This is a genomic window from Herbiconiux moechotypicola, assembly GCF_024979255.1.
Classification (GTDB): Bacteria; Actinomycetota; Actinomycetes; order Actinomycetales; family Microbacteriaceae; genus Herbiconiux; species Herbiconiux moechotypicola.
The window spans coordinates 57,164-81,498 of record NZ_JANLCN010000006.1 but is presented as its reverse complement, the minus strand read 5'-3'; the positions used below and the strand labels follow the sequence as shown (position 1 = coordinate 81,498).

Sequence of the window (24,335 nt, the reverse complement as noted above, 5' to 3'; positions counted from 1 at the left end):
AGAAGTCCTCTTGGTGTGCGTGAGAAGGTGGGCGACGAGGCCCGTACAGCTAGACGCCCAGGGCGATTCCGGCACCCGGAATGGCGTTCAGCAACTCCTTAGTGTACTGCTCCTGAGGGTGGTCGAAGACCTCGTCGGTCGAAGCCGCCTCCACGATGCGACCCTTCTGCATCACGCACACGTTGTCGGCGATGACCCGCACGACCGCGAGATCGTGCGTGATGAAGAGGTAAGTGAGCTCGAGCTCGGACTGCAGCTCGGCCAGGAGCTTCAGGATCTGCGCCTGCACCAGCACGTCGAGTGCCGACACCGCCTCGTCGAGCACGACGATGTCGGGCTTGAGCGCGAGAGCGCGTGCGATGGCGACGCGCTGACGCTGTCCGCCCGAGAGTTCGTTCGGGTAGCGCGTGATGAGCGATTGGGGCAAGGCCACCTGGTCGAGCAGCTCGAGCACCCGGGCGCGGCGGCTCGCGTGGTCACCCGCCTTGTGCACGAGCAACGGCTCGGCGATGGTGTTGCCGATGTTGCGCAGCGGGTTGAGCGAACCGTAGGGGTCTTGGAACACCGGCTGCAGGCGGCGGCGCAGGTCGAGCAGCGAGCGACCCTTCAGCGGCGCCACGTCGACGCCGTCGATCAGGATCTGGCCGCTGGTGGGCTGCTCGAGCTTGAGGATCATCTTCGCCACGGTCGACTTGCCCGAGCCCGACTCCCCCACGATCGCCGTGGTGGTGCCCTTCTCCACCGCGAACGACACGTGGTCGGCGGCGGTGATCTCGCCCGCCGAGCCCTTGCCCTGGCCGCGGATCTTGTAGACCTTCGTGAGGTCGTTCACCACGATGGCGTCGGGGCGGCGCGTCGGCGCGGCTCCACCGGCGCGCTCCCGCTCGACCCGCTCCTCCGCGGCCGCGATGAGGTCGATGCCCTCGGTGACCGTCGTGGGCGCGTAGTCGAGGTCGCTGAGCGAGTGCGTCGCCGATTCTTGCGTGGCCGAGAGGATGCGGCGCGAGGCCAGGCTGGGCGCTGCGGCCACCAGGCGCTGCGTGTAGGGGTGCAGGGGGTTCTCGAGGATCTCCCGCGAGGGGCCCGCCTCGACGATGCGCCCCTTGTACATCACCACGAGCTGCTCGGCGCGCTCGGCGGCGAGGCCCAGGTCGTGGGTGATGAAGAGCACCGCGGTGCCGATGTCGCGGGTGAGGGTCTCGAGGTGGTCGAGGATGCGCCGCTGCACGGTGACGTCGAGCGCCGAGGTGGGCTCGTCGGCGATGAGCAGCTTGGGGCGCGACGACAGGCCGATGCCGATGAGCACGCGCTGCCGCATACCGCCCGAGAACTGGTGCGGGAACTGCTTGAGCCGCTTGTCCGCATCCTGCAGCCCGGCCTCGCGGAGCACCTGGATGGCGTGCTCCCGCACGGCCTTCCGGCCGGTGGCGATGCCGTTCGCGCGGATCGTCTCCTCGACCTGGAAGCCGACGCTCCACACCGGGTTGAGGTTCGACATGGGGTCTTGCGGCACGTAGCCGATCTCGCGGCCCCGGATGTCCTCCATCTGCTTCGTGGAGTAGTTGGTGAGCTCTTTGCCATCGAAGAGGATCGACCCGCCGGTGATGCGTCCGGCCCCCGGGAGCAGGTTGATGATGGCGGAGGCGGTGGTCGACTTGCCCGAGCCGGACTCCCCCACGATGGCGAGGGTCTGGCCGGCCATGAGGGTGAGATCGACCCCGCGCACGGCCGGGATGATGCCGTCGGAGGACTGGAAGCCGACCTCGAGGTTCTTGATCTCGAGCAGCGGGCGCGCGCCCGGGGTGGTGGTGGGGTCGCTCATCGCTGGGCCCTCGCCTTCGGGTCGAGCGCGTCTCGGATGACCTCGCCCATCATGATGAAGGCGAGGACGGTGATGGAGAGCGCGAGTGAGGGGTAGATGAGCGTCTGCGGGGCGGTGCGCAGGTCGACCTGCGCGGCGCTGATGTCGTTGCCCCACGACATGGTGGAGTTCGGCAGCCCCACGCCGAGGAACGACAGCGTGGCCTCGGCCACGATCGCCGCGCCCAGCGAGATGGTGGTGACCACGATCACCGGGGCGATCGAGTTCGGCAGCACGTGCCGCAGCAGGATGCGGAAGTTCGACACCCCGACCGCCTGCGCCGCCATCACGTAGTCGGACTGTTTGACCCTCAGGATCTCGGCTCTCAGCACTCGGGCCGTCGCCGGCCAGGCGAAGATTCCGATGGCCAGCGAGATGACGAACACGTTCCGGTAGGCCGAGAACACCGACATGATGACCACGGCGGCCAGGATGTAGGGGATCGAGAAGAAGATGTCGCCGGCGCGCGAGAGCACCGAGTCGAGCCAGCCGCCGTAGAACCCGGCGAAGGCGCCGAACAGGATGCCGAGCACCGTGGTGAGGATCGTCACGATGATGCCGACCGAGAGCGAGGTGGCGGTACCGTGCACGATGCGCGAGAAGATGTCGCAGCCCTGCTTGGTGAAGCCCAGGATGTGCTCTCCGGTGGGCGCGCCATTGCTGTTCGCGAGCTGGCAGTCGTCGTTGGGCGGCACCTGCGTGAACAGCGTGGGGAAGAACGCCACGAAGATCACCAGCAGGATGATGACGGCGGAGATCCAGAACATGGGGCGGCGGCGCATGTCGCGCCAGGCGTCGATCCAGAGGTTGCTCTTGCGCTCGTCGAGTTTGATGGCGTCGACGGCGACGAGAGGAGTCTCCTCCAACGGAGCGACGAAGTGCCCGGGCCCCCGGGTGGGAGTGTTATTTGACATAGCGGATCCTCGGGTCGAGAAGGCCGTACAGGAGGTCGACGACGAGGTTGACCACCAGGTAGATGAGCACCATCACGGTCACGAAGGAGACGACGGTCGGGCCCTCGCCTCGGATGATCGCCTGGTAGAGCGTGCGGCCGACGCCGGGCACGTTGAAGATGCCCTCCGTGACCGTGGCGCCCACGAGCAGCACGCCGAAGTCGGTGGCCGCGTAGGTGACCACCGGGATGAGCGAGTTGCGCAGGATGTGCACCGGGATGATGCGGCGGCGGCTGAGCCCCTTGCCGTAGGCGGTGCGCACGAAGTCGAGACCCTCGGTCTCGATGACGGAGGCCCGGGTGAGCCTCACCAGCTGGGCGAAGGTGATCGACGCCAGCACGAACGCGGGGAGGATCAGGTCTTGGATCGGGGCCCCGGTGGACACCGTCGTCCTGGCCCAGCCCAGTTGGATGCCGAAGATGAACTGCGCCACGAAGGCGATCACGAAGATCGGCAGCGAGATGAAGATGAGGCTGATGACGAGCGCCGATGCGTCGAACAGCTTGCCCTTGCGGAGGCCGGAGACGAGGCCGACGATCACGCCGCCGACGAACTCGATGATGAGCGCCATGATCGCGAGGCGGATCGTCACCGGGAAGGTGCGGGCGAGGATCTCGGAGACCGGTTCGCCGCTGAACGAGGTGCCGAAGTCGCCCCGGAAGATGCCGCCGAGGTAGAGGAAGTACTGCACGATGAACGGCTGATCGAGGTGGTACTCCTCGCGGAGCCGCTCGAGCAGGGCCGGGTTCGGCGTCTTGTCGCCGAACAGGGCGAGCAGGGGGTCGCCCGGCATGGCGAAGACCATGAAGTAGATGAGGAACGTCGTGCCCAGCAGGACGGGGATCGCCTGGAGGAGACGCCTGAGGATGTATCCGGCCACGAATCAGACCGTACCAATCGAGAACTAGGGGCGGGTAGCCGCGCGAGGATCAGGGACATGGATCGGGGGCGGCGGCACGAAGCCGCCGCCCCCGATGACGCGGGTGCTAGCCCTTGGTGATCTCGTAGTAGAGCGGCACCGAGTTCCAGCCGAACTCCACGTTCTGCACGCCCTCGCCGTAACCGCCGGTCACGTTCGAGTACCACAGCGGGATGGCGGGGAGGTCCTGCAGCAGGATCTCCTGAGCCTTCTGGAAGTCGGCGTTCGCCTCGGCGCTGTCGGCGGTCGACGAGCCCTCGTTCAGCAGCGCGTCGAACTCGGGGTTCGTGTAGTCGCCGTCGTTGGAGGACGCGTTGGTCGCGTAGAGCGGGCCGAGGAAGTTGAACAGACCCGGGTAGTCGGCCTGCCATCCGGTGCGGAACGCGGTCTGGATGGAGCGGTCGGTGATCGCGGTGCGCGCCTCGGCGAAGGTCGGGTACGGAGCGCCCGACGCGTCGATGCCGAGGGTGTTCTTGATGCTGTTCGACACGGCGTCGACCCACTCGGCGTGACCGCCGTCGGCGTTGTACGCGATCTGGAAGGTGCCCGACCACGGGGAGATGGCGTCGGCCTGGGCCCACAGCTCCTTGGCCTGGTCGGGGTCGTAGGCGAGTACCTCGGCACCCTCGAGCGAGTCGCTCCAGCCGTCGATCACCGGGGAGGTGAAGTCGCTGGCCGGGGTGCGGGTGCCCTGGAAGATGATGTCGGTGATCTCGTCGCGGTTGATCGCCATCGACAGGGCGGCGCGGCGGAGCTTGCCCTCCTCGTCGTTGCCGAAGTGCGCGAGGCGCTCCGGGATGGTGAACGACTGGAAGATCGCGGCCGGCTGGTTCACCGCACGGTCGCCCAGGTCGGACTCGTAGGTCGCGAAGGCGCTGGCAGGAACGGCGTCGAGCACGTCGAGGTTGCCACCGAGCAGGTCGGCGTAGGCGGCGTCTTCACTGGCGTAGAAGACGATGGTGAGGCCGCCGTTGGCCGCCTTGCGGCCGCCGTCGTAGTCCTCGTTCACGACCAGGTCGATCTTCTCGTTGTGCTGCCACGCGGTGTCGGAGGCCAGCTTGTACGGGCCGTTGCCGATCGGGTTCTGGCCGTAGGCCTCGATGTCGTCGAACGCCGACGCGGGCAGCGGGTAGAAGGCCGAGTAGCCGAGGCGCAGCGGGAAGTCGGAGCGGGGCTCTTTCAGGGTCACCGTGAAGGTGAGGTCGTCGACGACGTTCAGACCCGTGAGGGGGCTGTCCTCGTCGTAGCTGAAGCCCTCGATGTCCTCGAAGAAGTAGCTGTTGAGCTGCTCGTTCGACAGGAGCGCGCCGTACTGCCAGGCGTCGACGAAGGAGTTGGCGTCGACCGGCTCACCGTTGGTGAAAGTCTGGTCGGGCTTGATCGTGATGGTGAAGGTCTGCGAGTCCTCGGTCTCGATCGACTCGGCCATGTCGAGCTGCGGCGCCCCCGTGGCGTCGTAGTACTCGAGCCCCGCGAAGATGGAGTCGAGGATCTTGCCGCCACCGGTCTCGTTGGTGTTGGTGGGGATCAGCGGGTTCTGCGGCTCGGAGCCGTTCGCCGTGATGACCGCCGACGTGTCGGCGCCCGAGGTGCTCTCCGCGCCGCCGCTGGCGCAGCCGGCGAGCACGAGGGTGCTCGCGGCGACCAGCGCGAGCGCGCCGATGCCGTACCTTCTCTTGTTCAATTTTCCTCCTGTGCAGAAATGGGTGCAGGAGATCGGCCCCCTTCTGGGGGGCGCAACCTAAGGAAGTACCCTAAGTGGGGGCCAGGCTGGCTGCAAACCACGGAGAAAAAAGTTACAGACCCGAAACTATCTCCAAGGAATCCTTGTGCGAATCCCACAGTTCGTGTGAAAAAGTAGCGCTCTACGCAAGAAAGTGAAGTGATGGTTCGAGCGCTCGAATGGGCCCGTCTGAGGCGCCGACGGCTGTGGACGGAGATCGGGCTCGTGCTCGGTATCTCGCTCGGCGCCTCTGCCGTCTACTCCGTCGTGAGCCTGATCTCCCGTCTCACCCAGGAGACCGCTCTCGCCGACCAGACGGCCACCCTCAACGGGGCGCTCAGCGACCGGGCCTGGCTCGACCTCACGTATCAGCTGCTCGCGATCTTCTTCGACCTGGTACCGGTCGCGCTGGTGCTCTACCTGCTCGCGATCTCGGGGGGCAACCCCTTCCGCCGCATCGGCTTCGACTTCCGCGAGCCGGCCCGCGACCTCGGCCGCGGCTGGCTCCTCGTGCTGGTCGTGGGCGTGCCGGGCATCGTGCTCTACGCGGTGTGGCGGATGCTCGGCTACAGCGCCGCCGTGGTGGCCTCGCCGCTCGACACCCACTGGTACACCGTGCCGGTCCTCGTGCTGGCGGCGCTGCGGGCCGCCCTGCAGGAGGAGGTGATCGTGGTGGGCTACCTGTTCACCCGCCTGCGCCAGCTCGGCCTGTCGAAGTGGGCGATCATCCTGGGTGCCGCCGTGCTGCGGGGCAGCTACCACCTCTACCAGGGGCCCGGGCCGTTCGTCGGCAACGTGGCGATGGGGATCGTGTTCGGCTGGTGCTACTGGCGCTGGGGCCGCGTGATGCCGCTCGTGGTGGCGCACTGGATCATCGACATCGTGTCGTTCGTGGGGTACCCGGTGGCCCTGGCCTGGTTCCCCACGCTGTTCGGCTGACGGCTAGCGCTCTCTCGGGCGCCGGTTGGCCAACACGAACGCCACGACGCCGAGGGCCACGAGCGCCCCTCCCCCGATCAGGAGGCCGATCAGCAGACCGTCGGGACCCTGTTCAGCCGCGACCGGCGCCCCGGTGACCGGCACCTCGGTGAACAGCGGCTGCTGGGTCGCGGGCGCCGAGACCGAGGCCGTCACCTCGATCGTCACCAGGGCGCTCGCGGTGCCCGCGAACGACGACGAGATGCTGCAGAGCATCGACGAGGTGCCGACCGGAAAGCTCTGGCCCGACTCCACCGGGGTGCCCACGATCGAGCAGCCTTCGACCGTCAGACCGGTCGGCACGGCCGGCGCGATCTCGATCGGCGCGGTGCCCGTCTCGTCGGCCTCAGCGGTCAGCGTGGCGGGCAGGATGCTCGACCCCGTGAAGTCGGCCCCCACGATCCGCGTGCCCGTGAAGTCGGCCCCGGCGAGATCGGCGCCCGTGAACACCGCTCCCTGCACGTCGCCGTCGACGAACGACGCCCCGGCGAGGTCGGCGCCCGTGAAGTCGGCCTCGCCGAATCGGGTGCCACTGAGGTCGACCCCGGCGCACTGCGCTCCTCCGGCGCCGCCGTCGGAGACGGGCAGCACCACGCATCCGCCCTCCTCGAAGAGCGGATCGGCCGAGGCTGCGGCGACAGGGGCGACGGCCAGGATCGAGGCCGCCACGACCGCCCCGGCGACGGCGAGCGGAATACGGAACACGGTGCGGGGCGGCATGCGGCCGACCCTACCAGCGGCGGATGACCCGGATCCCGAGCACCTACTCGAACGCCTCGGGCGGCGGGCAGGCGCACACGAGGTTGCGATCGCCGTACGCCTGGTCGATACGCCGCACAGGCGGCCAGTACTTGCCGCGCACGAGTGAGCGCAGCGGGTACACGGCCGTCTCGCGCGAGTACGGATGCGCCCACTCGCCCTCGATCACGGCACGCGCCGTGTGGGGCGCTCCGCGCAGGGGGTTGTCTGCCACCGGCCACTCCCCCGCACCGACCGCGTCGATCTCGGCGCGGATGGCGATCATGGCGTCGACGAAGCGGTCGATCTCGGCGAGGCCCTCGCTCTCGGTCGGTTCCACCATGAGCGTGCCCGCCACCGGGAAGCTCATGGTGGGGGCGTGGAATCCGTAGTCGACGAGGCGCTTCGCGACGTCGTCGACCGTCACGCCCGTGCTCTGGGTCAGCGCCCGGAGATCGAGGATGCACTCGTGCGCCACCAGCCCGTTGTCGCCCGTGTAGAGCACCGGGTAGTGCTCGCGCAGGCGTGCAGCCACGTAGTTCGCGGCCAGCACGGCGGCCGCCGTGGCCCGGGTGAGGCCCTCGAGCCCCATCATGCGCACGTAGGCCCAGCTGATCGGAAGGATGCCGGGGCTGCCGTACGGCGCCGCCGAGATCGGCCCCCCGTCGTGCTGCACCGGCGTGCCGTCGGCAAGCAGGTGCGAGCCCTCCTGCGCGAACATATGCCCCGGCAGGAATGGAGCGAGATGCGCCTTCGCGGCGACCGGGCCGACGCCTGGTCCGCCTCCGCCGTGCGGGATGCAGAAGGTCTTGTGCAGGTTGAGGTGCGACACGTCTCCGCCGAAGTCGCCGAAGCGCGCGAACCCCAGCAGCGCATTGAGGTTCGCCCCGTCGACGTAGACCTGGCCGCCCGCCTCGTGCACGAGCCGGCAGATCTCGGCCACCTCGTGCTCGTACACCCCGTGGGTGGAGGGGTAGGTGATCATGAGCGCGGCGAGGTCGGCGGCGTGGGCGACGATCTTCGCACGCAGGTCGCCGAGGTCGACGTTGCCGAGCTCGTCGCAGGCCACCACGACCACGCGCATCCCGGCCAGCACGGCCGAGGCGGCGTTGGTGCCGTGCGCGCTCGACGGGATGAGGCACACCGTGCGGGCCTCGTCACCCCGCGAGCGGTGGTAGGCGCGGATGGCCAGGAGCCCGGCCAGCTCGCCCTGGCTGCCCGCGTTCGGCTGCAGCGACACCGAGTCGTACCCGGTCACCTCGGCGAGCCAGCGCTCGAGCTGCGCGATGAGCTCGAGCGATCCCTCCACGTCGGCCTTCGGGGCGAACGGGTGCAGTCCCGCGAACTCGGGCCACGACACGGCCTCCATCTCGGAGGCGGCGTTGAGCTTCATGGTGCACGAACCGAGCGGGATCATGCCGCGGTCGAGTGCGTAGTCGGCGTCGGCGAGGCGCTTGAGGTAGCGCATCATGCTCGTCTCGGAGTGGTGCGCCGAGAAGACGGGATGCGTGAGGAAGGGGCTCGTGCGGGCGAGTTTCGAGGGGATGCCGGTCTCCCGCGCATCCGTGCCCGTGCCCGCATCCGTACCCGCGACGGCGTCGAACACCCGGGCGAGCTCGAGTAGCCGCACGTCGTCGGTGGTCTCGTCGAGCGACACGGCGACCGTGTCTGCGTCGACCGCGCGCAGGAGGATGCCGCGGCCGTGCGCGTGCTCGACGAGCCCGTGGGCCCGGCCCGGCGCCCTCAGCTGGAGGGTGTCGAAGAAGGCCTCGTGCTCGAGCTCGTACCCCGCGGCGCGGAGGGCGGCGGCGAGCGCCGCCGTCTGGTCGGCCACCCGCTGCGCGATGGCCCGCACCCCCTCCGGCCCGTGGTACACCGCGTACATCGACGCCATCACGGCGAGCAGCACCTGCGCGGTGCAGATGTTCGAGGTGGCCTTCTCGCGCCGGATGTGCTGCTCGCGCGCCTGCAGGCTGAGCCGGTAGGCGGGGTGGCCGTCGGCGTCGACGCTCACGCCGACGAGGCGGCCGGGCAGCTGGCGTTCGAGTCCGGCGCGCACGGCGAGGTAGCCGGCGTGCGGGCCGCCGAAGCCCATCGGCACGCCGAAGCGCTGCGTGGTGCCCACCGCGACGTCGGCACCGTGCTCGCCCGGAGGGGTGAGGAGGGCGAGGGCGAGCAGGTCGGCCGCGACCACCGCGAGCCCCTGGCGGGAGTGCACCTCGGCCACGACGGGCGAGGGGTCCCACACCCGGCCCGAGGCGCCCGGGTACTGCACGAACACGCCGAACGCGCCCCGCGCATCCGGGTCGGCCCCGTCGATCTCCATCCCCTCGACCGCGAGGTCGCGTTCCACGATCTCGATGCCGACGGCCTCGGCCCGCGCGCGCAGCAGAGCCTTCGTCTGCGGAAAGGCGTCGGAGTCGACCACGAAGCGGTGTGAGGCCGACTTGCTCGCGCGCCTGGCCAGCAGCATCCCCTCCACGGCCGCCGTACCCTCGTCGAGCATCGAGGCGTTCGCGGTGGCGAGACCGGTGAGGTCGGTGACCATGGTCTGGAAGTTGAGCAGCGCCTCCAAGCGGCCCTGCGAGATCTCGGGCTGGTAGGGCGTGTAGGCGGTGTACCAGCTCGGGTTCTCGAGCACGTTGCGGGTGATGACGGCGGGCGTGACCGTGTCGTAGTAGCCGAGGCCGAGGTACGACGCCGAGACGCGGTTGCGACCGGCGAGGGCGCGCAGCTCGGCGAGTGCCTCGCGCTCGGTGGCGGCCGGCGGCAGCAGCGACTCGGAGAGCGAGCGGTCGACGCGGATGGAGGAGGGCACCGCGGCGACCATGAGGGCGTCGAGGTCGTCGTAGCCGAGAGCCTCGAGCATGCGGCGCTGGGCCGCGGAGTCGGTGCCGATGTGCCGGCGCGAGAAGTCGTCGTGGGAGGAGACAGTGGTGGGTGTGGTCATCGGGTGGGTCACTCCCCCGTCAGCGCCGCGTACTCGGCGGCCGTGAGCAGGGTGGGCAGCGCGGTGAACTCCACCTTGATGAGCCAGCCCTCGCCGAAGGGGTCGGAGTTCACGAGCTCGGGCGAGTCGGCCACGGCCGGGTTGGTCTCCACGACGGTGCCGTCGACGGGGGCGAAGAGCTCGCCCACCGACTTGGTCGACTCGATCTCGCCCACGACGGTGCCGCCGGAGAGCTCGGTGCCCTCGGCGGGCAGGTCGAGGTAGACGATGTCGCCGAGCTGGGCGGCGGCGTAGGCGGTGATGCCGATGGTCGCGACGGAGCCGTCGACCTTCACCCATTCGTGTTCGGCGGTGTATCCGAGAGCGGTGAGATCGGTCATGTCAGTCCTTCTTCCGGCGGTAGAACGGAGGGGTGGTGAGGGTGTAGCCGAGGCGGCGGCCCCGGATGTCGACGCTGAGCCGCCGTCCGGGCTCCGCGTGGGCGGGGTCGACGTAGGCGAGGGCGATGGGATGGCCGAGGGTCGGCGAGAGCGCGCCGCTCGTGACGCGCCCGATCGGCTCGGTCGAATCGTCGTCGGCGAACACTTCGTAGCCGGCGCGGGCGGCGCGTCTGCCCTCGGCCACGAGGCCGACGAGCACCGGGGCGGATGCGCGGGGCCCGGCCACGAGGGCGTCGCGGCCCACGAACCCGGGCTTGTCGAGGGCGGGCACCCGGCCGAGGCCGGCCTGCACGGGGAGCGTGCCGCGGTCGAGCTCGTGGCCGTAGAGCGGCATGCCGGCCTCGAGCCGGAGCGTGTCGCGGCTGGCGAGACCCGCTGGCACGAGGCCTTCGCCGGCACCGGCCGCCGAGATGGCTGCCCAGAGCGCCGGAGCGGCTTCGGGCGCGAGGTACAGCTCGAAACCGTCCTCGCCGGTGTAGCCCGTGCGGGCCACCAGCACCGGGCCGCCCTCGAACCGTCCGCGCAGCACCCGGTAGTAGCGCAGCTCGCCGAAGCCCGGTGCGTCGAAACCCTCGGTGCCGCTCAGGATGCTCAGCGCGGCCGGCCCCTGCACCGCCACGAGCGCGGTCTGGTCGCTCACGTCGGCGACCCGCGCATCCGGGAACCCCGCCACCCGGTCGGCCAACGCTTCGGCGACCGGTTCGCGGTTGGAGGCGTTGGCAACCACCAGGAATTCCTCGGCGCCCAGCCGGTAGACCACGACGTCGTCGATCACCCCGCCGTCGTCGGCGAGCAGCAGCGAGTACTTCGCCTGCCCCTCGGCGATCGCCGAGAGCCTGCCGGCCAGCGCGTGGTCGAGGAACGCGGCGCCCTCCGGGCCCGAGACCTCGAACTCGGCCATGTGCGAGAGATCGAACAGCCCGGCGGCGGTGCGCACGGCGCGGTGCTCGGCGAGGTCGCTGGAGTAGCGCACGGGCATGCGCCAGCCGGCGAAGTCGGTGAACGAGGCACCGGCGGCCTCGTGCACGGCGTCGAGCGGCGAGGGGCGCAGGGCCTGCGGCGGATGCGCGGGCGGCGTCTCCGAGGCAGGCGTGCTCTCCGCGGGGTCGGCGGACGGGGGCATGAGTTCTCCTTCTGCTGCGCCGGACCGGCCGGCACGAACGATCTGCGCGGATGCGCTGTCGAGAACTCCCCCTCTGTCATCGGGCCTGAGAGATTCACACGCCCTCCACCGTGCGGGTGGGGCTGCGTGCTTTCACCGTGGGCGAGCCGCTGTCGATGCCGCGACTGCTTTCCAGAGTGGCCAGGTCGAAGCGGTACGAGGACCTGAGAGATTATCGGGGAGGATTGCTCCTTCGGTGCCGCGTGCGTCGTGACGACGGTGGCGGCTCTCCCGCTGGGAACTGATGGCCGGTCGGTGTTCAGTTGAGGGGTGCTGCTGAGGGGTGCTGTGCCACGAGCATAGCGCGGGTGGTGCTACTGGCCGAAGCCGCCGCGCTGCCGCCGGAGCACGAGCACGATGATCGAGGCGATGAGGCCGGCCCCCACGAGGGCGACGAGCACCACGACGGGCCACGGCAGCGCGCCCCCGGCGACCAGGGGCACGGCGGTGCCGGTGGGGTCTCCGGCGGCCGAGTCCGTCGTCGGCGACGCGGTGGCCTCCGGCTCCGCCGCGGTCTCGGTCGGGGTGGCAGGCGCCGCAGTCGGTGTGGGCGTGCCGTCGGGGTCGCCCGCCCAGGCGTCGCCGCAGACCGGTGCGTTCGTGAGGCCGTCGGCGGCTCCGTCGAGCGTCGTCGGCTCGTAGTCGAACTCGAACTGGCCCGAGGTGGGGTGCCCGTCGGAGGAGACGACCTGCCACAGCACCACGTAGCCGCCCGCGTCGCCGAGTGCGACCGGGGTGCTGCTCTGCGCATCCTGGACCGTCACGCACCCCGACTCGTAGTGCATGCCCTCGGGGTCGACCACCTGGATGGCGAAGCCGTCGGGGCTGCCCCCGTCAGGGGTGCCGCCGACGGTGAGCAGCGTCTCGGTGAAGTCGAGGGTGACGACACCGGGGTCGGCGGTGATCGAGGAGTCGGCCGCGGGGCTGGAGGAGGCGAGGTCGTCGTGCGCGAGCGCGGCGGTCGCGGGCACGACCGCGAGGCCGATCGCGGCGGCGGCCGAGAGGGATGCGGTCAGGAGTCGCGACGGGGTGCTCACCCCGCCACGATAGCGGGCGCTCAGGCCCGGCGCGCGGGCACTCAGGCCCGGCGCGTGCGGAACTGGTTGACCATCGGGCAGTCGAACGGGTCGGGAGCGGCGAGCCCCACCCGGTTCAGGTACGCGACGACCTGCTTGTGCGCCTCGAGGAGCGAGGTCTGGGTGTAGGGGATCTTGTGGGTGGCGCAGTACTCCTCCACCATCGGGCGCACGCGCACGAGAGCCGGTCGCGGCATGCTCGGGAAGAGGTGGTGCTCGACCTGCAGGTCGAGACCGCCCATGAGGGTCGTCATCGCCCAGCCGCCCGTGATGTTGCGTGAGGAGAGCACCTGCTTGGAGAGGAAGTCGAGGCGGGACCCGGCGGGGAACACGGTCATGCCGACGTGGTTCGGAGCGAACGAGGCGCCCATGTAGAAGCCGAACACGGCCAGCTGCACGCCGAGGAAGGCGAAGGCCATGCCGAGCGGCAGCACGAGGAACACCGCCGCGAGGTAGGCCGCAAGCCGGAGACCGATGAACGAGAGCTCGAGACCGCGGCCCTCCACCGGCCGGCGACCGAACAGGGTCTTGAACGAGAGGTAGTGCAGGTTGATGCCCTCGAGCAGCAGCAGCGGGTAGAGCGCGTAACCCTGACGGCGCGTGAGCCAGGCCATCGCGCCCCGGGTCTTCGCGGCGTCCTCCTCGAGGAAGGAGACGGTGTCGCGCGCGATGTCGGGATCTTTGCCGACCGTGTTGGGGTTGCCGTGGTGGCGGGTGTGCTTGCTCATCCACCAGGAGTAGCTCATGCCCACGAAGGCGGTCGCGAGCGCACGGCCGGCACGGTCGTTGGCCTTGCCCGAGGTGAACACCTGGCGGTGCGACGCCTCGTGGGCCAGGAAGGCGAACTGGGTGAAGATGATGCCGAGCGCTCCCGCGATGAGAAGCTGGAACCAGCTGTCGCCGAGGAGCACGAATCCGGTCACTGCTCCGCCCAGGGCCAGGAGCAGCACGCCGAAGAGACCGAGGTAGAACCCTCGCCGGCGGCGCATGAGCCCCATGTCTTTGGCGGTCGCGAGGAGCTCCGAGTAGGCGGCGGTCGGATGCGCGGAGCCGGTCTGGCGGGGCCGGGTGGCACGCGGGGAAGGACTGCTGGTGACGCTCATGGAGCCTGCTCACTGGTGTCGGGTCGACTTCCCAGCCGCGATGTCGAGCAGGTGCCCTCAGATGCTGTGACACTACGGGGTGAAGCTGCGCGTTACCCGGCAGACGGCGAACGGCCCGCCCCGGAATGTCGGGACGGGCCGTTCGGCGAGTGCTGGGGAGATCAGCGGATGGGCGTGATGTTCTCCGCCTGCAGGCCCTTGCGGCCCTGCGTCACGTCGAACTCGACGCGCTGGTTCTCTTCGAGGTTCTTGTAGCCCGAGCCGGCGATGCCGGAGTGGTGGGCGAAGACGTCCTCGCCCCCGTCGTCGGGAGAGATGAAGCCGAAGCCCTTCTCGGAGTTGAACCATTTAACGGTGCCAGTGGCCATTGTTTTCTCTTTCGAGGTAAGCGGCCCCGCCAGTCGGAGCCTACCGTCGCGGTCAAACTTTCTTCCGCATTCGAAAACAAGCCAACACAACAACTGCTATGAATCATAGCCGGGTGGGTGCGCGGGAGGCTACTGGTTCGGCGTGTGGGGCCCTCACGCCTTAGAATTCAGCGTGCCCTTCATCAGCCCGCTCAGCATCCCGAGCCCCGATCCGGTGTTCCAGTCGTTCTCGATCGGTCCGCTCACGATCCACACCTACGCGCTCTGCATCCTCGCCGGCATCATCGTCGCGATGTTCTGGGTGAACCGCAGGCTGACCCAGCGCGGCGGCGAGCCCGGAGTGGTCGTCGACATCGTGCTGTGGGCGGTGCCGCTCGGCATCATCGGTGCACGTTTCTACCACGTGTTCACGCACCTGGGCGACTACTTCTACCCGGGCGCGAACCTCCTCGACGTGTTCGCCATCTGGGACGGCGGGAACGCCCTCTACGGGTCGCTGATCGGGGGCGCGATCGGTGCCTGGATCGGCTGCCGCATGTCGGGCATCCGGCTCTGGTCGTTCGCCGACGCGCTGGCACCCGCGATGCTACTCGCCCAGGCCATCGGCCGCCTCGGCAACTACGTCAACCACGAGCTGTTCGGCCTGCCGACCACGCTGCCGTGGGGCCTCGAGATCGAGTCCGACAACGCCAAGTTCCCGGCCGGGCTGGCCGACGGCACGCTGTTCCACCCTCTGTTCCTCTACGAGATCATCTGGAACGTGGTGGGCATCGCTCTGCTCCTGCTGCTCGAGCGTCGCTTCGCGCTGCGCTGGGGCAAGCTGTTCGCGCTCTACCTCATCTGGTACGGGCTCGGCCGCAGCTGGCTCGAAGCCATCCGCATCGACCCCACGAGCGACGGGTTCCTCGGCATCCCCGCCAACGTGTGGGCCTCGTTCGTCGCGATCGCCCTCGGCATCGTTCTCTTCGCGGTGCAGTCGCGCCGTCACCCCGGCCTCGAGAACTCGGTCTACCGGCCGGGTCGCGGGCCGCGTGTGGTGGAGCCCCGCAAGAAGAAGGGCAAGGGCGGCGAGGACGCCGTCACCGCCGACGAGGGCGAGGGTTCGTCGGAGTCCGGAGTCTGGACCGACGAGGAGCTCGCCGCGGCGGCTCCCGCTTCGGGCTCTGCCGCTCCCGCGAAGGACTGACGCGGCGACACCACCTCAGGCCGCGGGCCGGCTCTGACCACGGGCCGGCCGGCTCGGGCCGTGGGCCTGCTCAGTCCGCGGGTCGGCTCAGGCCGCAGCTCCGTCCGCCAGCTGGGCGCGCACCTCGGCGGGCAGGTGCTCGAGGCGTCGCCGGTCGCGGATGGCGACGAAGCCGACGCACACCACCCACACGAGCCACGGGAAGGTCGCGAGCATCGCGGTGGCCGCTCCCCCGGCGGCGAAGAACGAGTCGGGGCTCGTGCCGCCGAACATGGTGGGCACCGAGAGCAGGTTGAGAGCGGCCACCGCATAGGCGATGACGCCCGTCCAGCGCGGCAGTGCACCCGACGCGATCGTGAGGTAGCCCGCCGATCCGGCGACCAGGGCGTTCAGCGTGCATCCGATCGACCCGAACATGAGGGTGTGACCCACGGTGAGCGCCCGCAACGACGACGCGTCTGCGGTCAGCCCCATGGTGTCGAGGGCCGTGCCGCCCTCCATCCCGTCGCCCACGAGGGTCACGGCGATGAACAGCAGCCCCGAGCCGTACATGATGTTCGCCACCCACTGCAGATCGGGCCGGGTGTGCGTGATGAGCTGCCGGAACCCCGAGATGAACACGATCAGCGCGGCCATGAGGAAGGTGTCGATGAGGATCGTGAACAGGGTCTGGTTGGCGGTGCGCGTCATGAACTCCGCGAGCGCCTCGCTGTCGTCGAGCGCGGGCCTCGCGCCCACCAGGAGCGCCTGCACCAGGAACTCGGCCAGCGTGAGGCCGCCGACCGCGATCGCGGACATGCCTGTCCAGAGCCTCACGTCGGGGTTGAGCCTGCCGTTCTTGACGACGGTGATCATGTTCATCGCGATATCCCTCCGCTCCCGAGCGTATCGCGTGAGTTCGGGAGGGGAATTCGGCAACCTGCCCCTCTGACTGCCCTCTCCCCCGAATCTCCTCCCTTGTTCGACCGTTCGACGACCTCACGAGCCGGCGCGCGCTCACCCGCCCCCTGGCCAGCCGTGGAACAGCTCCTCCGGGTCCCACTCGCGCCGCAGCCGCTGCAGCCGCTCCCAGTCCGCGGGCCGGAACGACGCGGGCACCCGCTCGGGGCGGCGCCGGATGTCGGCCTCGTTGAGGAAGTGCCCCGAGCTCATCGGCAGCAGGGTCGCCGCCACCTCGTCGAGCCAGGCGCGGTTGACGGCGTCGTCGGCGGAGTCGTGCCAGATCGTGTACACGTTGAAGCACGTGGTGTCGTGCATCCCATACGCCGCCTCGCCCGGCGTGAGCAGGCGGGAACCTGCGCCGTTGGCAGGCATTCCGGCGAGCACGTAGCTGTGACCCGAGGGGGCCCGGCGCATGAGTCGTTGCAGGGGAGCCATCGCCTCGCGGAGGTCGCCGGAGAACCAGAAGGTGTCGGCGAGGAAGCGGGCTCCCACCGGATAGGTGTCGTCGACGGGCTCGTGCAGCGCCGAGAAGGGCACGTCGAGGAGAGCGGCGTGCTCGAGCGCGGTCGGTGCTGTACTGAGGGGCGCGAGCAGTCGTTCGGCCTCGGCGACGTCGTCGGCGAAGGCGGTCGCGGCCACCCCGACGACGAACGGATGCGGGTCACTCGCGCCCCTTCCATCCGGGCGGTTCGCACCCGAGGTCACGAGCGACACCTCCACGTTCGGCGGGAGCGAGCGGGAAGCCTCCGTCACCCACTCCGTGACCGCGGGGAGATCGTCGAGGTCGAAGAGCCAGGTGGAGACCCGGATGCCGCCGGGCAGCGGCTGCAGCGCGAGCTCGAACTCGGTCACGACGCCGGGAAAGCCCGGCCCCGCACCGCGGGCCAGCCAGAACAGCTCGGGGTTCTCGGTGGCCGACGCCGTCACCGACTCGCCCGCGGCCGTCACCACGCGCATCCGGAGCACCGAGAAGCACGCGGGCTTCCAGTGCCCCCAATTCACGCCGAGTCCGCCGCCGAGCAGGAAGCCGCCGACCGCCGGTGTACCGCAGTGACCGACGGGGAAGGCCACGCCGTTCTGCTCGAGGAGGCGGGAGAGGTTCTGGCCGCGCACGCCGGGGCCGACGGTGGCGGTGGGATGCGCGGGGTCGGCGAGGTCGAACCGGACGTGGTCGAGGGCGGCGAGATCGATGAGGATGCCGTCTCCGCGCACGCTGGAGGCCACCCAGCTGTGGCCGCCGGAGCGGACCGCCACGCGGCGTCCGGTCTCGCGGGCGAGGCGCACGATCTCGAGCACGTCGCGTTCGGATCGGGGGAAGACGATCTCCTCGGGGAGGGCCGGGTCGGTGCCGGGCGCGGTGTCGAGAGCGGCGTCGAGGGGGTTGAACAGTCCGGCCGTGATCACCTGGGCGAATCCGTCGTCGTCGCGCGAGAGGCCGAGCGGGAGGTCTTCGGTGCGGGGCATCCAGTCCATGGGGTCTCCTCGTGTGCCGGCGCCTGACTGTACCGCTCGCGCGCGGGCGGGCGCTCACCCCCGAACGGGCGTGGCGCGTCCAGGTCGCGCCGCTATGCTCGACGCGACGGCGATCGAGCGACTCGGAGGCAGCCATGACAGCACAGCCCGCAGGGTGGTATGACGACGGCACGGGCCGGCAGCGGTGGTGGGACGGCGCGGCGTGGGGGCACTATGCGGCGCCCGCGGGCGCGCCGGGTGTCGGGGCTCCGGCTTCGGCCTACAACGCCGCTTTGCCGCCGAAGGACGTGGCTGCGGCGTACGCATTCATGCTCTTCACACTCATCGGCGTGGCTGGGGTGCAGCACTTCTATCTCGGCAAGATCGGCCGCGGCATCCTGTGGCTGCTCACCTTCGGGCTGCTCGGCATCGGCACCATCGTCGACCTCTTCACGCTGCCCTCGCAGACGAAGACCATCAACGCCCGCCGGGCCGCCGGGATTCGCTGAGAGAAACTACTTCGGGTCGACTCGGCGGAGCTGGGCCCCGGTGACGACGAAGAGGGCGCCGAGGCCCGTGACGAGGGCGCTGACGCCGAAGGCGAGTACCGAGGTCATGAGCGAGGTGCGCAGCGACGCGGCGGTCGAGAGCGACATGCTCTGGCCGCGCAGGGCGCGCTCCTCGTCGGAGCCCGGCTCCACGTGACGGAGGGCCTCACTGATGTCGGCGAAGGTGCGGCCGCCGGCACCGCGCTCGGCGTTGCCCTTGATGACGAGGGCCTCCACATAGGCCGTGGCCGGGCCCTGCACCAGTTTGCCCTTCAGCGCGGGGGCGTTGCCCGGCACCGTGATTTTCTCGGCGCGGAGCTGCTGCGTGACCGCCACCCAGGCGCCCGCTCCCCCGGCCACGAGCAGCGAGCCGGCGGCGAGTGCGAGCGTTCCGGTGCGGCGGAGGGCGGTGGTGGTCGTGGTCATCGGGTGTCCTTCTGGTTCTCGGTGCGCCACGTACAGTCGGCTTTGTGTCTAGTTGTTCAAGCGGAACTCGACGAAGCTAATTTACAGACTGTCCAGCGACCGACGCGTGCTTCTCCAGCAGGACAGAGAAATATATCGCGTGTCGAATTGGCACGAACTGGGGCGGTTCCGGATTTGGGCTGGCGAAGACGTCACACGCCAAGGTCCCGAGCAATGTCAGTATGATCGAGCGATTTTCGCCTAAAGCGAACCGATTAGTTGACGTTCTTCCACAGACCGTAGGCCAAGTTGGGTGATGTGTGCCTCGTCATCCGACAAAGTGATCAAGTATCCGTCATGAAGCGTGCGCAATACCCGGGTGGAATTCTTCCGCATGTTCGCGGGGAGCCAGGAGTTCAGAATGGACCGCGCTATCGGTCGATCGCCCCACCAGTACAACAGCACCAGGAGGTGATCAGCATGGCTGAGGGTCTTGAGGATCCTCGGTCTGCCGTTGAACTCCTGAATCATCGGAACTTCGCGACGGACCAACGCCTCGATGACGCGCTGAGCCTCAGTCGCAGAGACGGTATGGTTCAGCCTGACGAGTTCCGCCAGGATCCAGTCGAGCGTCGCGACCACAATCGACGCGTCTTGCATGCTCGGGTCGATACCATCGCTCAAGTGTGCGGCGTTTCGCTTGTTCCGAATGTCGTAGACCACACGCACTGCACGCGGCAGGTGAAGCCTCACACTTTCTGGATGCGATCCCGCTGAGAGTTGGCCAAGTCTTGTAATGACGGCGTCGGCCTTGAACTTCGGGTCGGAAAGAGGCGTGTAGGTGCCAGTAGTCTGCCACTCAAGAATTCGAAGCACTGCCTCCGAGAATCGGCCTCCTTCCACCGCGTTGGGTCGAAAGTCGCCGAGATGGAAGCGACGCTTCGCGCCGACAAAGGCACCTAGAGCTTCACCAGCGAGTTCCTCGGGCACTCCTGCGTTGACGAACTCTTGCCGGAGCGCTGTAACGTCAAGAAGCTGCGCCAAGCTGGCCTACTCCTTCGTGCCGCGCGCCACGGTCACGACACCTTGAAGCGCCGCCTTTATCTCATTGGACTTGATTCTGAGCACTCGGCTACTGCCCGAGCCCGACAGAACTGTGCCCGGGGCCGCTCCCATGTGAGTGAAGAAGTTCTTCTTGTCGAAGCATTTTAGCCGCACGCACTCCGCACGGATGACTTCAACGGAAACGGTAGGCTCATCGTCCGCGAAGTGGTAGGCCGCAGCGATAGCGGTTGCGACGGCTTTCGCCTTTGCGGCGGTCGATTCGCCAAGCTTGCGGCCTGACACGTTCAGGTGAGCTGACCCGTCGGACTCGAAGTAAAACACCTCGACAAGCTCAGCGACGTCGACGCCGGACTCCTCGGCGAAAGTCCTTATCAACGCCTCGGTGTCGATTTCGCCGCCGTTAGCAGCGGCTTCGTCTGGCGCGTCGGACGACACCGTGGCTCGCCCTTGGACGGCGGAAGGAACCGAAACTGGCCGTGCGCCCACAACTAGGGTGATGGCCTCACGAAACGCGACCTCGTACAGGCTCTCAGGCACGCCTGATGCTTGAACTTCCGACCATGCTTTCGACAAGACCTCATTTGCGTCCAACAGACGAACCTCCATCGTTCGGATGGTTGATTCTCTCATCAGACTCAGAGAAGGCGTGTTCAACACACCACCCGACATGACCCATTCGCATAGTTCGTCACTGCGGGCGACAGTATGGTCCGTTCAGTACCGGGCCTGTGTCGGGAGGATCGCGTAGATCCGCGGAATCAACCCTGGCAGCATCTGCACACCACAGCCGCAAATCGCACCAGTGTCAGACGGGCCCTTCTATGCTCGCCCTATGAGTGTTTGGCGACCTTGGGATGCTGATGACGACGAGTACGAAGAGCGCTCGCTGATCCGCGAGTTGCTCCCATCTACCCTTTATCCCCCCGTCCTGGCGTGGATACGCAGAGAGCTTCGCCCGAGAGGCGCCTATGCCTACGTCGATATGAGCCGTGTGCATGAGCTTCAGAGCGGCCTCCAGGTCGATTTCCGACTGGAGAATCGATATGTAGAGGCGGACGACATGGTACGCACGATCACGCAGGCGGGTGATCAATTCGTGGCACGCGTGATCGACTTCTTCCTGTCTGCGTACGAGGAGGACGACTCGGGCAATACACCAAGCAATGTGAAGTCGTTGATGTGGCACTTCGATAACGCTCCTTCCGCGGCTGTCATCGCACTTCGAGACGGTGTGTACCGGCTGCAGCGACGAGTTCCTGAGGGCGTGGACGAACTCGCGGAGGCAAGCAGGCAATCCGCGCCCACGCTCGCCGGTCAACATCTGGGGAAGGCATGGACGGAAGCATATGCATTGACACCGAACACTAGTCTCGTCATGACCGAGGCAATCAAAGCTGTCGAGGCAGCGGCGCATCCCGTTGTGAGTCCCACCGCGCGAAAGGTCCGCCTCGGCATGATTACTCAGACCATCAAGGATCAGTCTGGGTGGACTCTTGCGTTTCCAACACGAGACGACGGCCACCCAGACCACAAAGCGGTACTAGTCGGAATGTTAGAAACACTTATCATCGCGCAGGCCGATAGGCATGGCGGTGCTGCACCGACAGTGGTCGAAGCTCAGGGACACGTGCAGTTGGCCTCAGCACTCGTGCAGTGGTTCTCGGCAGGAATAGTCGTACGCTAGTCAATCGACTAGACACAATGGTCAGTTGTTGAAGCGGAACTCGACGACGTCGCCGTCGTGCATGACGTAGTCCTTGCCCTCGATGCGGGCCTTGCCTTTGGCGCGGGCCTCGGTGATCGAACCGGTCTCGACGAGATCGTCGAAGGAGATGATCTCGGCCTTGATGAAGCCCTTCTGGAAGTCGGTGTGGATGACGCCGGCGGCCATCGGTGCCGTCCAGCCCTTGCCGATCGTCCAGGCGCGGGACTCCTTGGGGCCGGCCGTGAGGTAGGTCTGCAGTCCCAGGGTGTCGAAGCCGATGCGGGCGAGCTGGTCGAGCCCGCTCTCCTCCTGGCCGGTCGAGGCCAGCAACTCGGCGGCGTCTTCGGGCTCGAGGTCGATGAGCTCGGATTCGAGCTTGGCGTCGAGGAAGACGGCCTGCGCCGGGGCGACGAGGGCCGCGAGCGCGTCTTTGCGGGCCTGGTCGGTGAGGATCTCCTCGTCGACGTTGAAGACGTAGATGAACGGCTTCGCGGTGAGGAGGCCGAGCTCCTTGATGGGCTCGAGGTCGATCGACGAGACCGACAGGGGCTTGCCCGAGTCGAGGAACTCGCGGGCGGCTTTCGCGGTCTCGAGCACGACCGGCTCGAGCTTCTTGCCCCGAACCTCCTTCTCGTAGCGGGCCTCGGCCTTCTCGAGGGTCTGCAGGTCGGCGAGGATCAGCTCGGTGTTGATGGTCTCCATGTCGCTCGCGGCGTCGACCCGGCCGTCGACGTGCACCACGTCGGAGTCGGTGAAGCCGCGGATGACCTGCGCGATCGCATCCGCCTCACGGATGTTGGCGAGGAACTTGTTGCCCAGGCCTTCACCTTCGCTCGCACCACGCACGATGCCGGCGATGTCGACGAACGACACCGGGGCGGGCAGGATGCGCTCGCTCCCGAAGATCTCGGCCAGCTTGTCGAGCCGTGGGTCGGGCAGGTTCACCACACCGACGTTGGGCTCGATGGTCGCGAACGGGTAGTTCGCCGCCAGCACCTGGTTCTTCGTGAGGGCGTTGAAGAGGGTGGACTTGCCCACGTTGGGGAGTCCTACGATCGCGATAGTCAGAGCCACGGTCGTCCATCCTAGCTTCCAGCGAGGAGGCTAGTTCTGCGGGAAGCCCAGGTTGATGCCGCCGTGCGAGGGGTCGAGCCAGCGGCTGGTGACCGCCTTCTCCTGCGTGAAGAACCGGAAGCCCGCGAGACCGTAGGCCTTCGTGTCACCGAAGATGGAGTCCTTCACACCACCGAAGGAGTGGTACGCCACCGGGACCGGGATGGGCACGTTGATGCCGATCATGCCCACCTCCACCTCGTTCTGGAAGCGGCGGGCCGCCCCGCCGTCGTTGGTGAAGATGGCCGTGCCGTTGCCGTAGGCGCCGTTGTTGATGAGGTCGACGCCCTCCTCATAGGAGTGCACGCGCACCACCGAGAGCACGGGGCCGAAGATCTCGTCGAGGTAGACCTTCGAGGTGGTGGGCACCTTGTCGATGAGGGTCGGGCCGAGCCAGAAGCCGTCGGCGGCGCCGTCGACCTCGATGCCACGGCCGTCGACCACCACCTCGGCGCCGTCGGCGCCCGCGATGTCGATGTACGACGCGACCTTGTCGCGGTGCACCTCGGTGACCAGCGGGCCCATGTCGCAGTTGCGGCGGCCGTCGCCGGTCTTCAGGGTGGCCATGCGCTGCTGGATCTTCGCGACGAGTTCGTCGGCGATCGTGTCGACGGCGACGAGGACCGAGATCGCCATGCAGCGCTCACCCGCCGAGCCGAAGCCCGCGTTGATCGCCGCATCGGCGGCGAGGTCGAGGTCGGCGTCGGGCAGCACGAGCATGTGGTTCTTCGCGCCACCGAGCGCCTGCACGCGCTTGCCGTTGCGGGCCGCGGTCTCGTAGATGTAGTGGGCGATGGGGGTGGAGCCCACGAACGAGATCGACTTCACGTCGCGATGCTCGAGCAGGCCGTCCACGGCCTCCTTGTCGCCATGCAGCACGTTGAAGACACCGTCGGGCAGCCCGGCCTCCTTGAACAGGGCGGCGAGCCAGTTGGCGGCGCTCGGGTCTTTCTCGCTCGGCTTCAGCACCACGGTGTTGCCAGCCGCGATCGCGATCGGGAAGAACCACATCGGCACCATCGCCGGGAAGTTGAAGGGCGAGATGATACCCACCACACCGAGCGGCTGCTTGAGCGAGTAGACGTCGACGCCCGTCGACACGTTCTCGGAGTACTCCCCCTTCAGCAGGTGCGGGAACCCGGTCGCGAGCTCCACCACCTCGAGGCCGCGAGTGATCTCGCCCGCCGCGTCGGAGAGTACCTTGCCGTGTTCGCTCGTGAGGATCTCGGCCAGCTCGCCCTTGCGCGCGTTGAGCAGCTCGCGGAACGCGAACATCACCTGCTGACGCTTCGTGATGCTCGTGTCGCGCCACCCCGGGAAAGCAGCCTTCGCTGCGGCGACGGCAGCGTCGATCTCGGCGCCGTTCGCGAGCGCGACGCTCTTGGTCTGCACCCCGAGGGCCGGGTCGAAGACGGGGGCGGTGCGGCCGCTCGTGCTGGCGAGCTCGGCGCCCGCGATCCAGTGGTTCACGACGGGGAGTGACTCTGACATGGTTCCTGACTTCGTTGTGGGGAGACGTGTTCGTGTGCTTGCCTGCCAGCCTAGGGGGTGGTGTCGGGCAGCGGGAGTCGTGGTTCGAAGCCTGTGGATAACTCCGACGCGACGTGCCGCGCCCTCCGATGTCTGAGGTCGATGACACACTGTCTGC

General features: G+C 68.3%; 22 protein-coding genes and 2 riboswitches. Of the genes, 4 read left to right on the top strand and 18 right to left on the bottom strand.

Annotated features, from left to right (window positions below):
• Positions 1-49 precede the first annotated feature (49 nt).
• The 4 genes from N1031_RS11060 to N1031_RS11045 form a co-directional block, all read right to left on the bottom strand.
• A complete protein-coding gene (locus N1031_RS11060) occupies positions 50-1,822 on the bottom strand; it encodes a dipeptide ABC transporter ATP-binding protein (RefSeq protein WP_259479693.1) in 1,773 nt (590 codons plus the stop codon).
• A complete protein-coding gene (locus tag N1031_RS11055) occupies positions 1,819-2,775 on the bottom strand; it encodes an ABC transporter permease (protein ID WP_259479692.1) in 957 nt (318 codons plus the stop codon). The genes N1031_RS11060 and N1031_RS11055 overlap by 4 nt, the downstream gene beginning before the upstream one ends.
• Entirely contained in the window at positions 2,765-3,694 is a 930-nt protein-coding gene (locus tag N1031_RS11050) for an ABC transporter permease (protein ID WP_259479691.1), read from the bottom strand. Before N1031_RS11050 ends, N1031_RS11055 begins: the two co-directional genes overlap by 11 nt.
• A 106-nt stretch (positions 3,695-3,800) precedes the next feature.
• Complete coding sequence (locus N1031_RS11045) at positions 3,801-5,417, bottom strand: peptide ABC transporter substrate-binding protein (RefSeq protein ID WP_259479690.1); 1,617 nt, start codon at positions 5,415-5,417, stop codon at positions 3,801-3,803.
• Positions 5,418-5,618: 201 nt separating this feature from the next.
• Between N1031_RS11045 and N1031_RS11040 the strand changes: the two genes are divergently transcribed.
• Positions 5,619-6,395, top strand: coding sequence for a CPBP family intramembrane glutamic endopeptidase (locus tag N1031_RS11040; RefSeq protein ID WP_259479689.1), 777 nt, complete (start codon positions 5,619-5,621; stop codon positions 6,393-6,395).
• 3 nt (positions 6,396-6,398) lie between these two features.
• Here the strand turns inward: N1031_RS11040 and N1031_RS11035 are convergent, their stop codons facing one another.
• The 7 genes from N1031_RS11035 to N1031_RS11005 all read right to left on the bottom strand — a co-directional run bounded on the left by N1031_RS11035 (position 6,399) and on the right by N1031_RS11005 (position 14,271).
• On the bottom strand, positions 6,399-7,154 hold the full coding sequence (locus tag N1031_RS11035; protein ID WP_259479688.1) for a pentapeptide repeat-containing protein: 756 nt from the start codon (positions 7,152-7,154) through the stop codon (positions 6,399-6,401).
• A 43-nt stretch (positions 7,155-7,197) separates the two neighbouring features.
• On the bottom strand, positions 7,198-10,122 hold the full coding sequence (gcvP, locus tag N1031_RS11030) for an aminomethyl-transferring glycine dehydrogenase (RefSeq protein WP_259479687.1): 2,925 nt from the start codon (positions 10,120-10,122) through the stop codon (positions 7,198-7,200).
• Positions 10,123-10,130: 8 nt separating this feature from the next.
• Positions 10,131-10,502 carry a glycine cleavage system protein GcvH gene (gene gcvH, locus N1031_RS11025; protein ID WP_259479686.1) on the bottom strand — a complete coding sequence of 124 codons (372 nt, stop codon included), beginning with the start codon at positions 10,500-10,502 and terminating at the stop codon, positions 10,131-10,133.
• 1 nt (position 10,503) lies between these two features.
• Entirely contained in the window at positions 10,504-11,685 is a 1,182-nt protein-coding gene (gene gcvT / locus N1031_RS11020) for a glycine cleavage system aminomethyltransferase GcvT (RefSeq protein WP_259479684.1), read from the bottom strand.
• Positions 11,686-11,751: 66 nt separating this feature from the next.
• Positions 11,752-11,865, bottom strand: a riboswitch (glycine riboswitch).
• A gap of 1 nt (position 11,866) precedes the next feature.
• A riboswitch (glycine riboswitch) is annotated at positions 11,867-11,968 on the bottom strand.
• A 70-nt stretch (positions 11,969-12,038) separates the two neighbouring features.
• Positions 12,039-12,761, bottom strand: a complete 723-nt coding sequence (locus N1031_RS11015) for a copper resistance CopC family protein (protein ID WP_259479683.1) — start codon at positions 12,759-12,761, stop codon at positions 12,039-12,041.
• A gap of 41 nt (positions 12,762-12,802) precedes the next feature.
• On the bottom strand, positions 12,803-13,903 hold the full coding sequence (locus N1031_RS11010) for a fatty acid desaturase family protein (RefSeq protein WP_259479682.1): 1,101 nt from the start codon (positions 13,901-13,903) through the stop codon (positions 12,803-12,805).
• Between the two features lie 161 nt (positions 13,904-14,064).
• On the bottom strand, positions 14,065-14,271 hold the full coding sequence (locus N1031_RS11005; protein WP_259479681.1) for a cold-shock protein: 207 nt from the start codon (positions 14,269-14,271) through the stop codon (positions 14,065-14,067).
• Between the two features lie 181 nt (positions 14,272-14,452).
• On the opposite strand from N1031_RS11005, the gene lgt reads away from it, so the two are divergent.
• Positions 14,453-15,457, top strand: a complete 1,005-nt coding sequence (gene lgt, locus N1031_RS11000) for a prolipoprotein diacylglyceryl transferase (RefSeq protein ID WP_259479882.1) — start codon at positions 14,453-14,455, stop codon at positions 15,455-15,457.
• An 87-nt stretch (positions 15,458-15,544) separates the two neighbouring features.
• On the opposite strand, the gene N1031_RS10995 is transcribed toward lgt, so the two are convergent.
• Together N1031_RS10995 and N1031_RS10990 are read right to left on the bottom strand one after the other, a co-directional pair.
• Positions 15,545-16,318, bottom strand: a complete 774-nt coding sequence (locus N1031_RS10995) for a hypothetical protein (protein ID WP_259479680.1) — start codon at positions 16,316-16,318, stop codon at positions 15,545-15,547.
• Positions 16,319-16,453: 135 nt separating this feature from the next.
• Entirely contained in the window at positions 16,454-17,872 is a 1,419-nt protein-coding gene (locus tag N1031_RS10990) for an FAD-binding oxidoreductase (RefSeq protein ID WP_259479679.1), read from the bottom strand.
• 134 nt (positions 17,873-18,006) lie between these two features.
• Between N1031_RS10990 and N1031_RS10985 the strand changes: the two genes are divergently transcribed.
• Positions 18,007-18,360 carry an NINE protein gene (locus N1031_RS10985; RefSeq protein ID WP_259479678.1) on the top strand — a complete coding sequence of 118 codons (354 nt, stop codon included), beginning with the start codon at positions 18,007-18,009 and terminating at the stop codon, positions 18,358-18,360.
• 6 nt (positions 18,361-18,366) lie between these two features.
• On the opposite strand, the gene N1031_RS10980 is transcribed toward N1031_RS10985, so the two are convergent.
• The 3 genes from N1031_RS10980 to N1031_RS10970 all read right to left on the bottom strand — a co-directional run bounded on the left by N1031_RS10980 (position 18,367) and on the right by N1031_RS10970 (position 20,406).
• Entirely contained in the window at positions 18,367-18,825 is a 459-nt protein-coding gene (locus tag N1031_RS10980; RefSeq protein WP_259479677.1) for an aromatic ring-opening dioxygenase LigA, read from the bottom strand.
• A gap of 240 nt (positions 18,826-19,065) precedes the next feature.
• A complete protein-coding gene (locus tag N1031_RS10975; RefSeq protein WP_259479676.1) occupies positions 19,066-19,848 on the bottom strand; it encodes a hypothetical protein in 783 nt (260 codons plus the stop codon).
• A 6-nt stretch (positions 19,849-19,854) separates the two neighbouring features.
• Positions 19,855-20,406 (bottom strand): hypothetical protein, encoded by a 552-nt coding sequence (locus N1031_RS10970; protein ID WP_259479675.1) that lies wholly within the window; start codon positions 20,404-20,406, stop codon positions 19,855-19,857.
• Between the two features lie 295 nt (positions 20,407-20,701).
• Here N1031_RS10970 and N1031_RS10965 point away from each other — a divergent pair, with 295 nt between their 5' ends.
• Complete coding sequence (locus tag N1031_RS10965) at positions 20,702-21,553, top strand: hypothetical protein (protein WP_259479674.1); 852 nt, start codon at positions 20,702-20,704, stop codon at positions 21,551-21,553.
• Positions 21,554-21,574: 21 nt separating this feature from the next.
• Here the strand turns inward: N1031_RS10965 and ychF are convergent, their stop codons facing one another.
• Together ychF and N1031_RS10955 are read right to left on the bottom strand one after the other, a co-directional pair.
• Entirely contained in the window at positions 21,575-22,648 is a 1,074-nt protein-coding gene (gene ychF, locus N1031_RS10960) for a redox-regulated ATPase YchF (RefSeq protein WP_259479673.1), read from the bottom strand.
• A gap of 30 nt (positions 22,649-22,678) precedes the next feature.
• Positions 22,679-24,178: a CoA-acylating methylmalonate-semialdehyde dehydrogenase gene (locus tag N1031_RS10955; RefSeq protein ID WP_259479672.1), complete on the bottom strand. Its 1,500-nt coding sequence runs from the start codon at positions 24,176-24,178 to the stop codon at positions 22,679-22,681.
• Positions 24,179-24,335 lie beyond the last annotated feature (157 nt).

Excerpts from the sequence above, each read along its gene's own strand:
- N1031_RS11060 (WP_259479693.1), bottom strand. The coding sequence starts at position 1,822 with ATGAGCGACCCCACCACCACCCCGGGCGCGCGCCCGCTGCTCGAGATC.
- N1031_RS11055 (WP_259479692.1), bottom strand. The coding sequence starts at position 2,775 with ATGTCAAATAACACTCCCACCCGGGGGCCCGGGCACTTCGTCGCTCCG.
- N1031_RS11040 (WP_259479689.1), top strand. The coding sequence starts at position 5,619 with ATGGTTCGAGCGCTCGAATGGGCCCGTCTGAGGCGCCGACGGCTGTGG.
- N1031_RS11035 (WP_259479688.1), bottom strand. The coding sequence starts at position 7,154 with ATGCCGCCCCGCACCGTGTTCCGTATTCCGCTCGCCGTCGCCGGGGCG.
- gcvP (WP_259479687.1), bottom strand. The coding sequence starts at position 10,122 with ATGACCACACCCACCACTGTCTCCTCCCACGACGACTTCTCGCGCCGG.
- gcvH (WP_259479686.1), bottom strand. The coding sequence starts at position 10,502 with ATGACCGATCTCACCGCTCTCGGATACACCGCCGAACACGAATGGGTG.
- gcvT (WP_259479684.1), bottom strand. The coding sequence starts at position 11,685 with ATGCCCCCGTCCGCCGACCCCGCGGAGAGCACGCCTGCCTCGGAGACG.
- N1031_RS11010 (WP_259479682.1), bottom strand. The coding sequence starts at position 13,903 with ATGAGCGTCACCAGCAGTCCTTCCCCGCGTGCCACCCGGCCCCGCCAG.
- N1031_RS11005 (WP_259479681.1), bottom strand. The coding sequence starts at position 14,271 with ATGGCCACTGGCACCGTTAAATGGTTCAACTCCGAGAAGGGCTTCGGC.
- N1031_RS10995 (WP_259479680.1), bottom strand. The coding sequence starts at position 16,318 with ATGAACATGATCACCGTCGTCAAGAACGGCAGGCTCAACCCCGACGTG.
- N1031_RS10990 (WP_259479679.1), bottom strand. The coding sequence starts at position 17,872 with ATGGACTGGATGCCCCGCACCGAAGACCTCCCGCTCGGCCTCTCGCGC.
- N1031_RS10985 (WP_259479678.1), top strand. The coding sequence starts at position 18,007 with ATGACAGCACAGCCCGCAGGGTGGTATGACGACGGCACGGGCCGGCAG.
- N1031_RS10980 (WP_259479677.1), bottom strand. The coding sequence starts at position 18,825 with ATGACCACGACCACCACCGCCCTCCGCCGCACCGGAACGCTCGCACTC.
- N1031_RS10965 (WP_259479674.1), top strand. The coding sequence starts at position 20,702 with ATGAGTGTTTGGCGACCTTGGGATGCTGATGACGACGAGTACGAAGAG.
- N1031_RS10955 (WP_259479672.1), bottom strand. The coding sequence starts at position 24,178 with ATGTCAGAGTCACTCCCCGTCGTGAACCACTGGATCGCGGGCGCCGAG.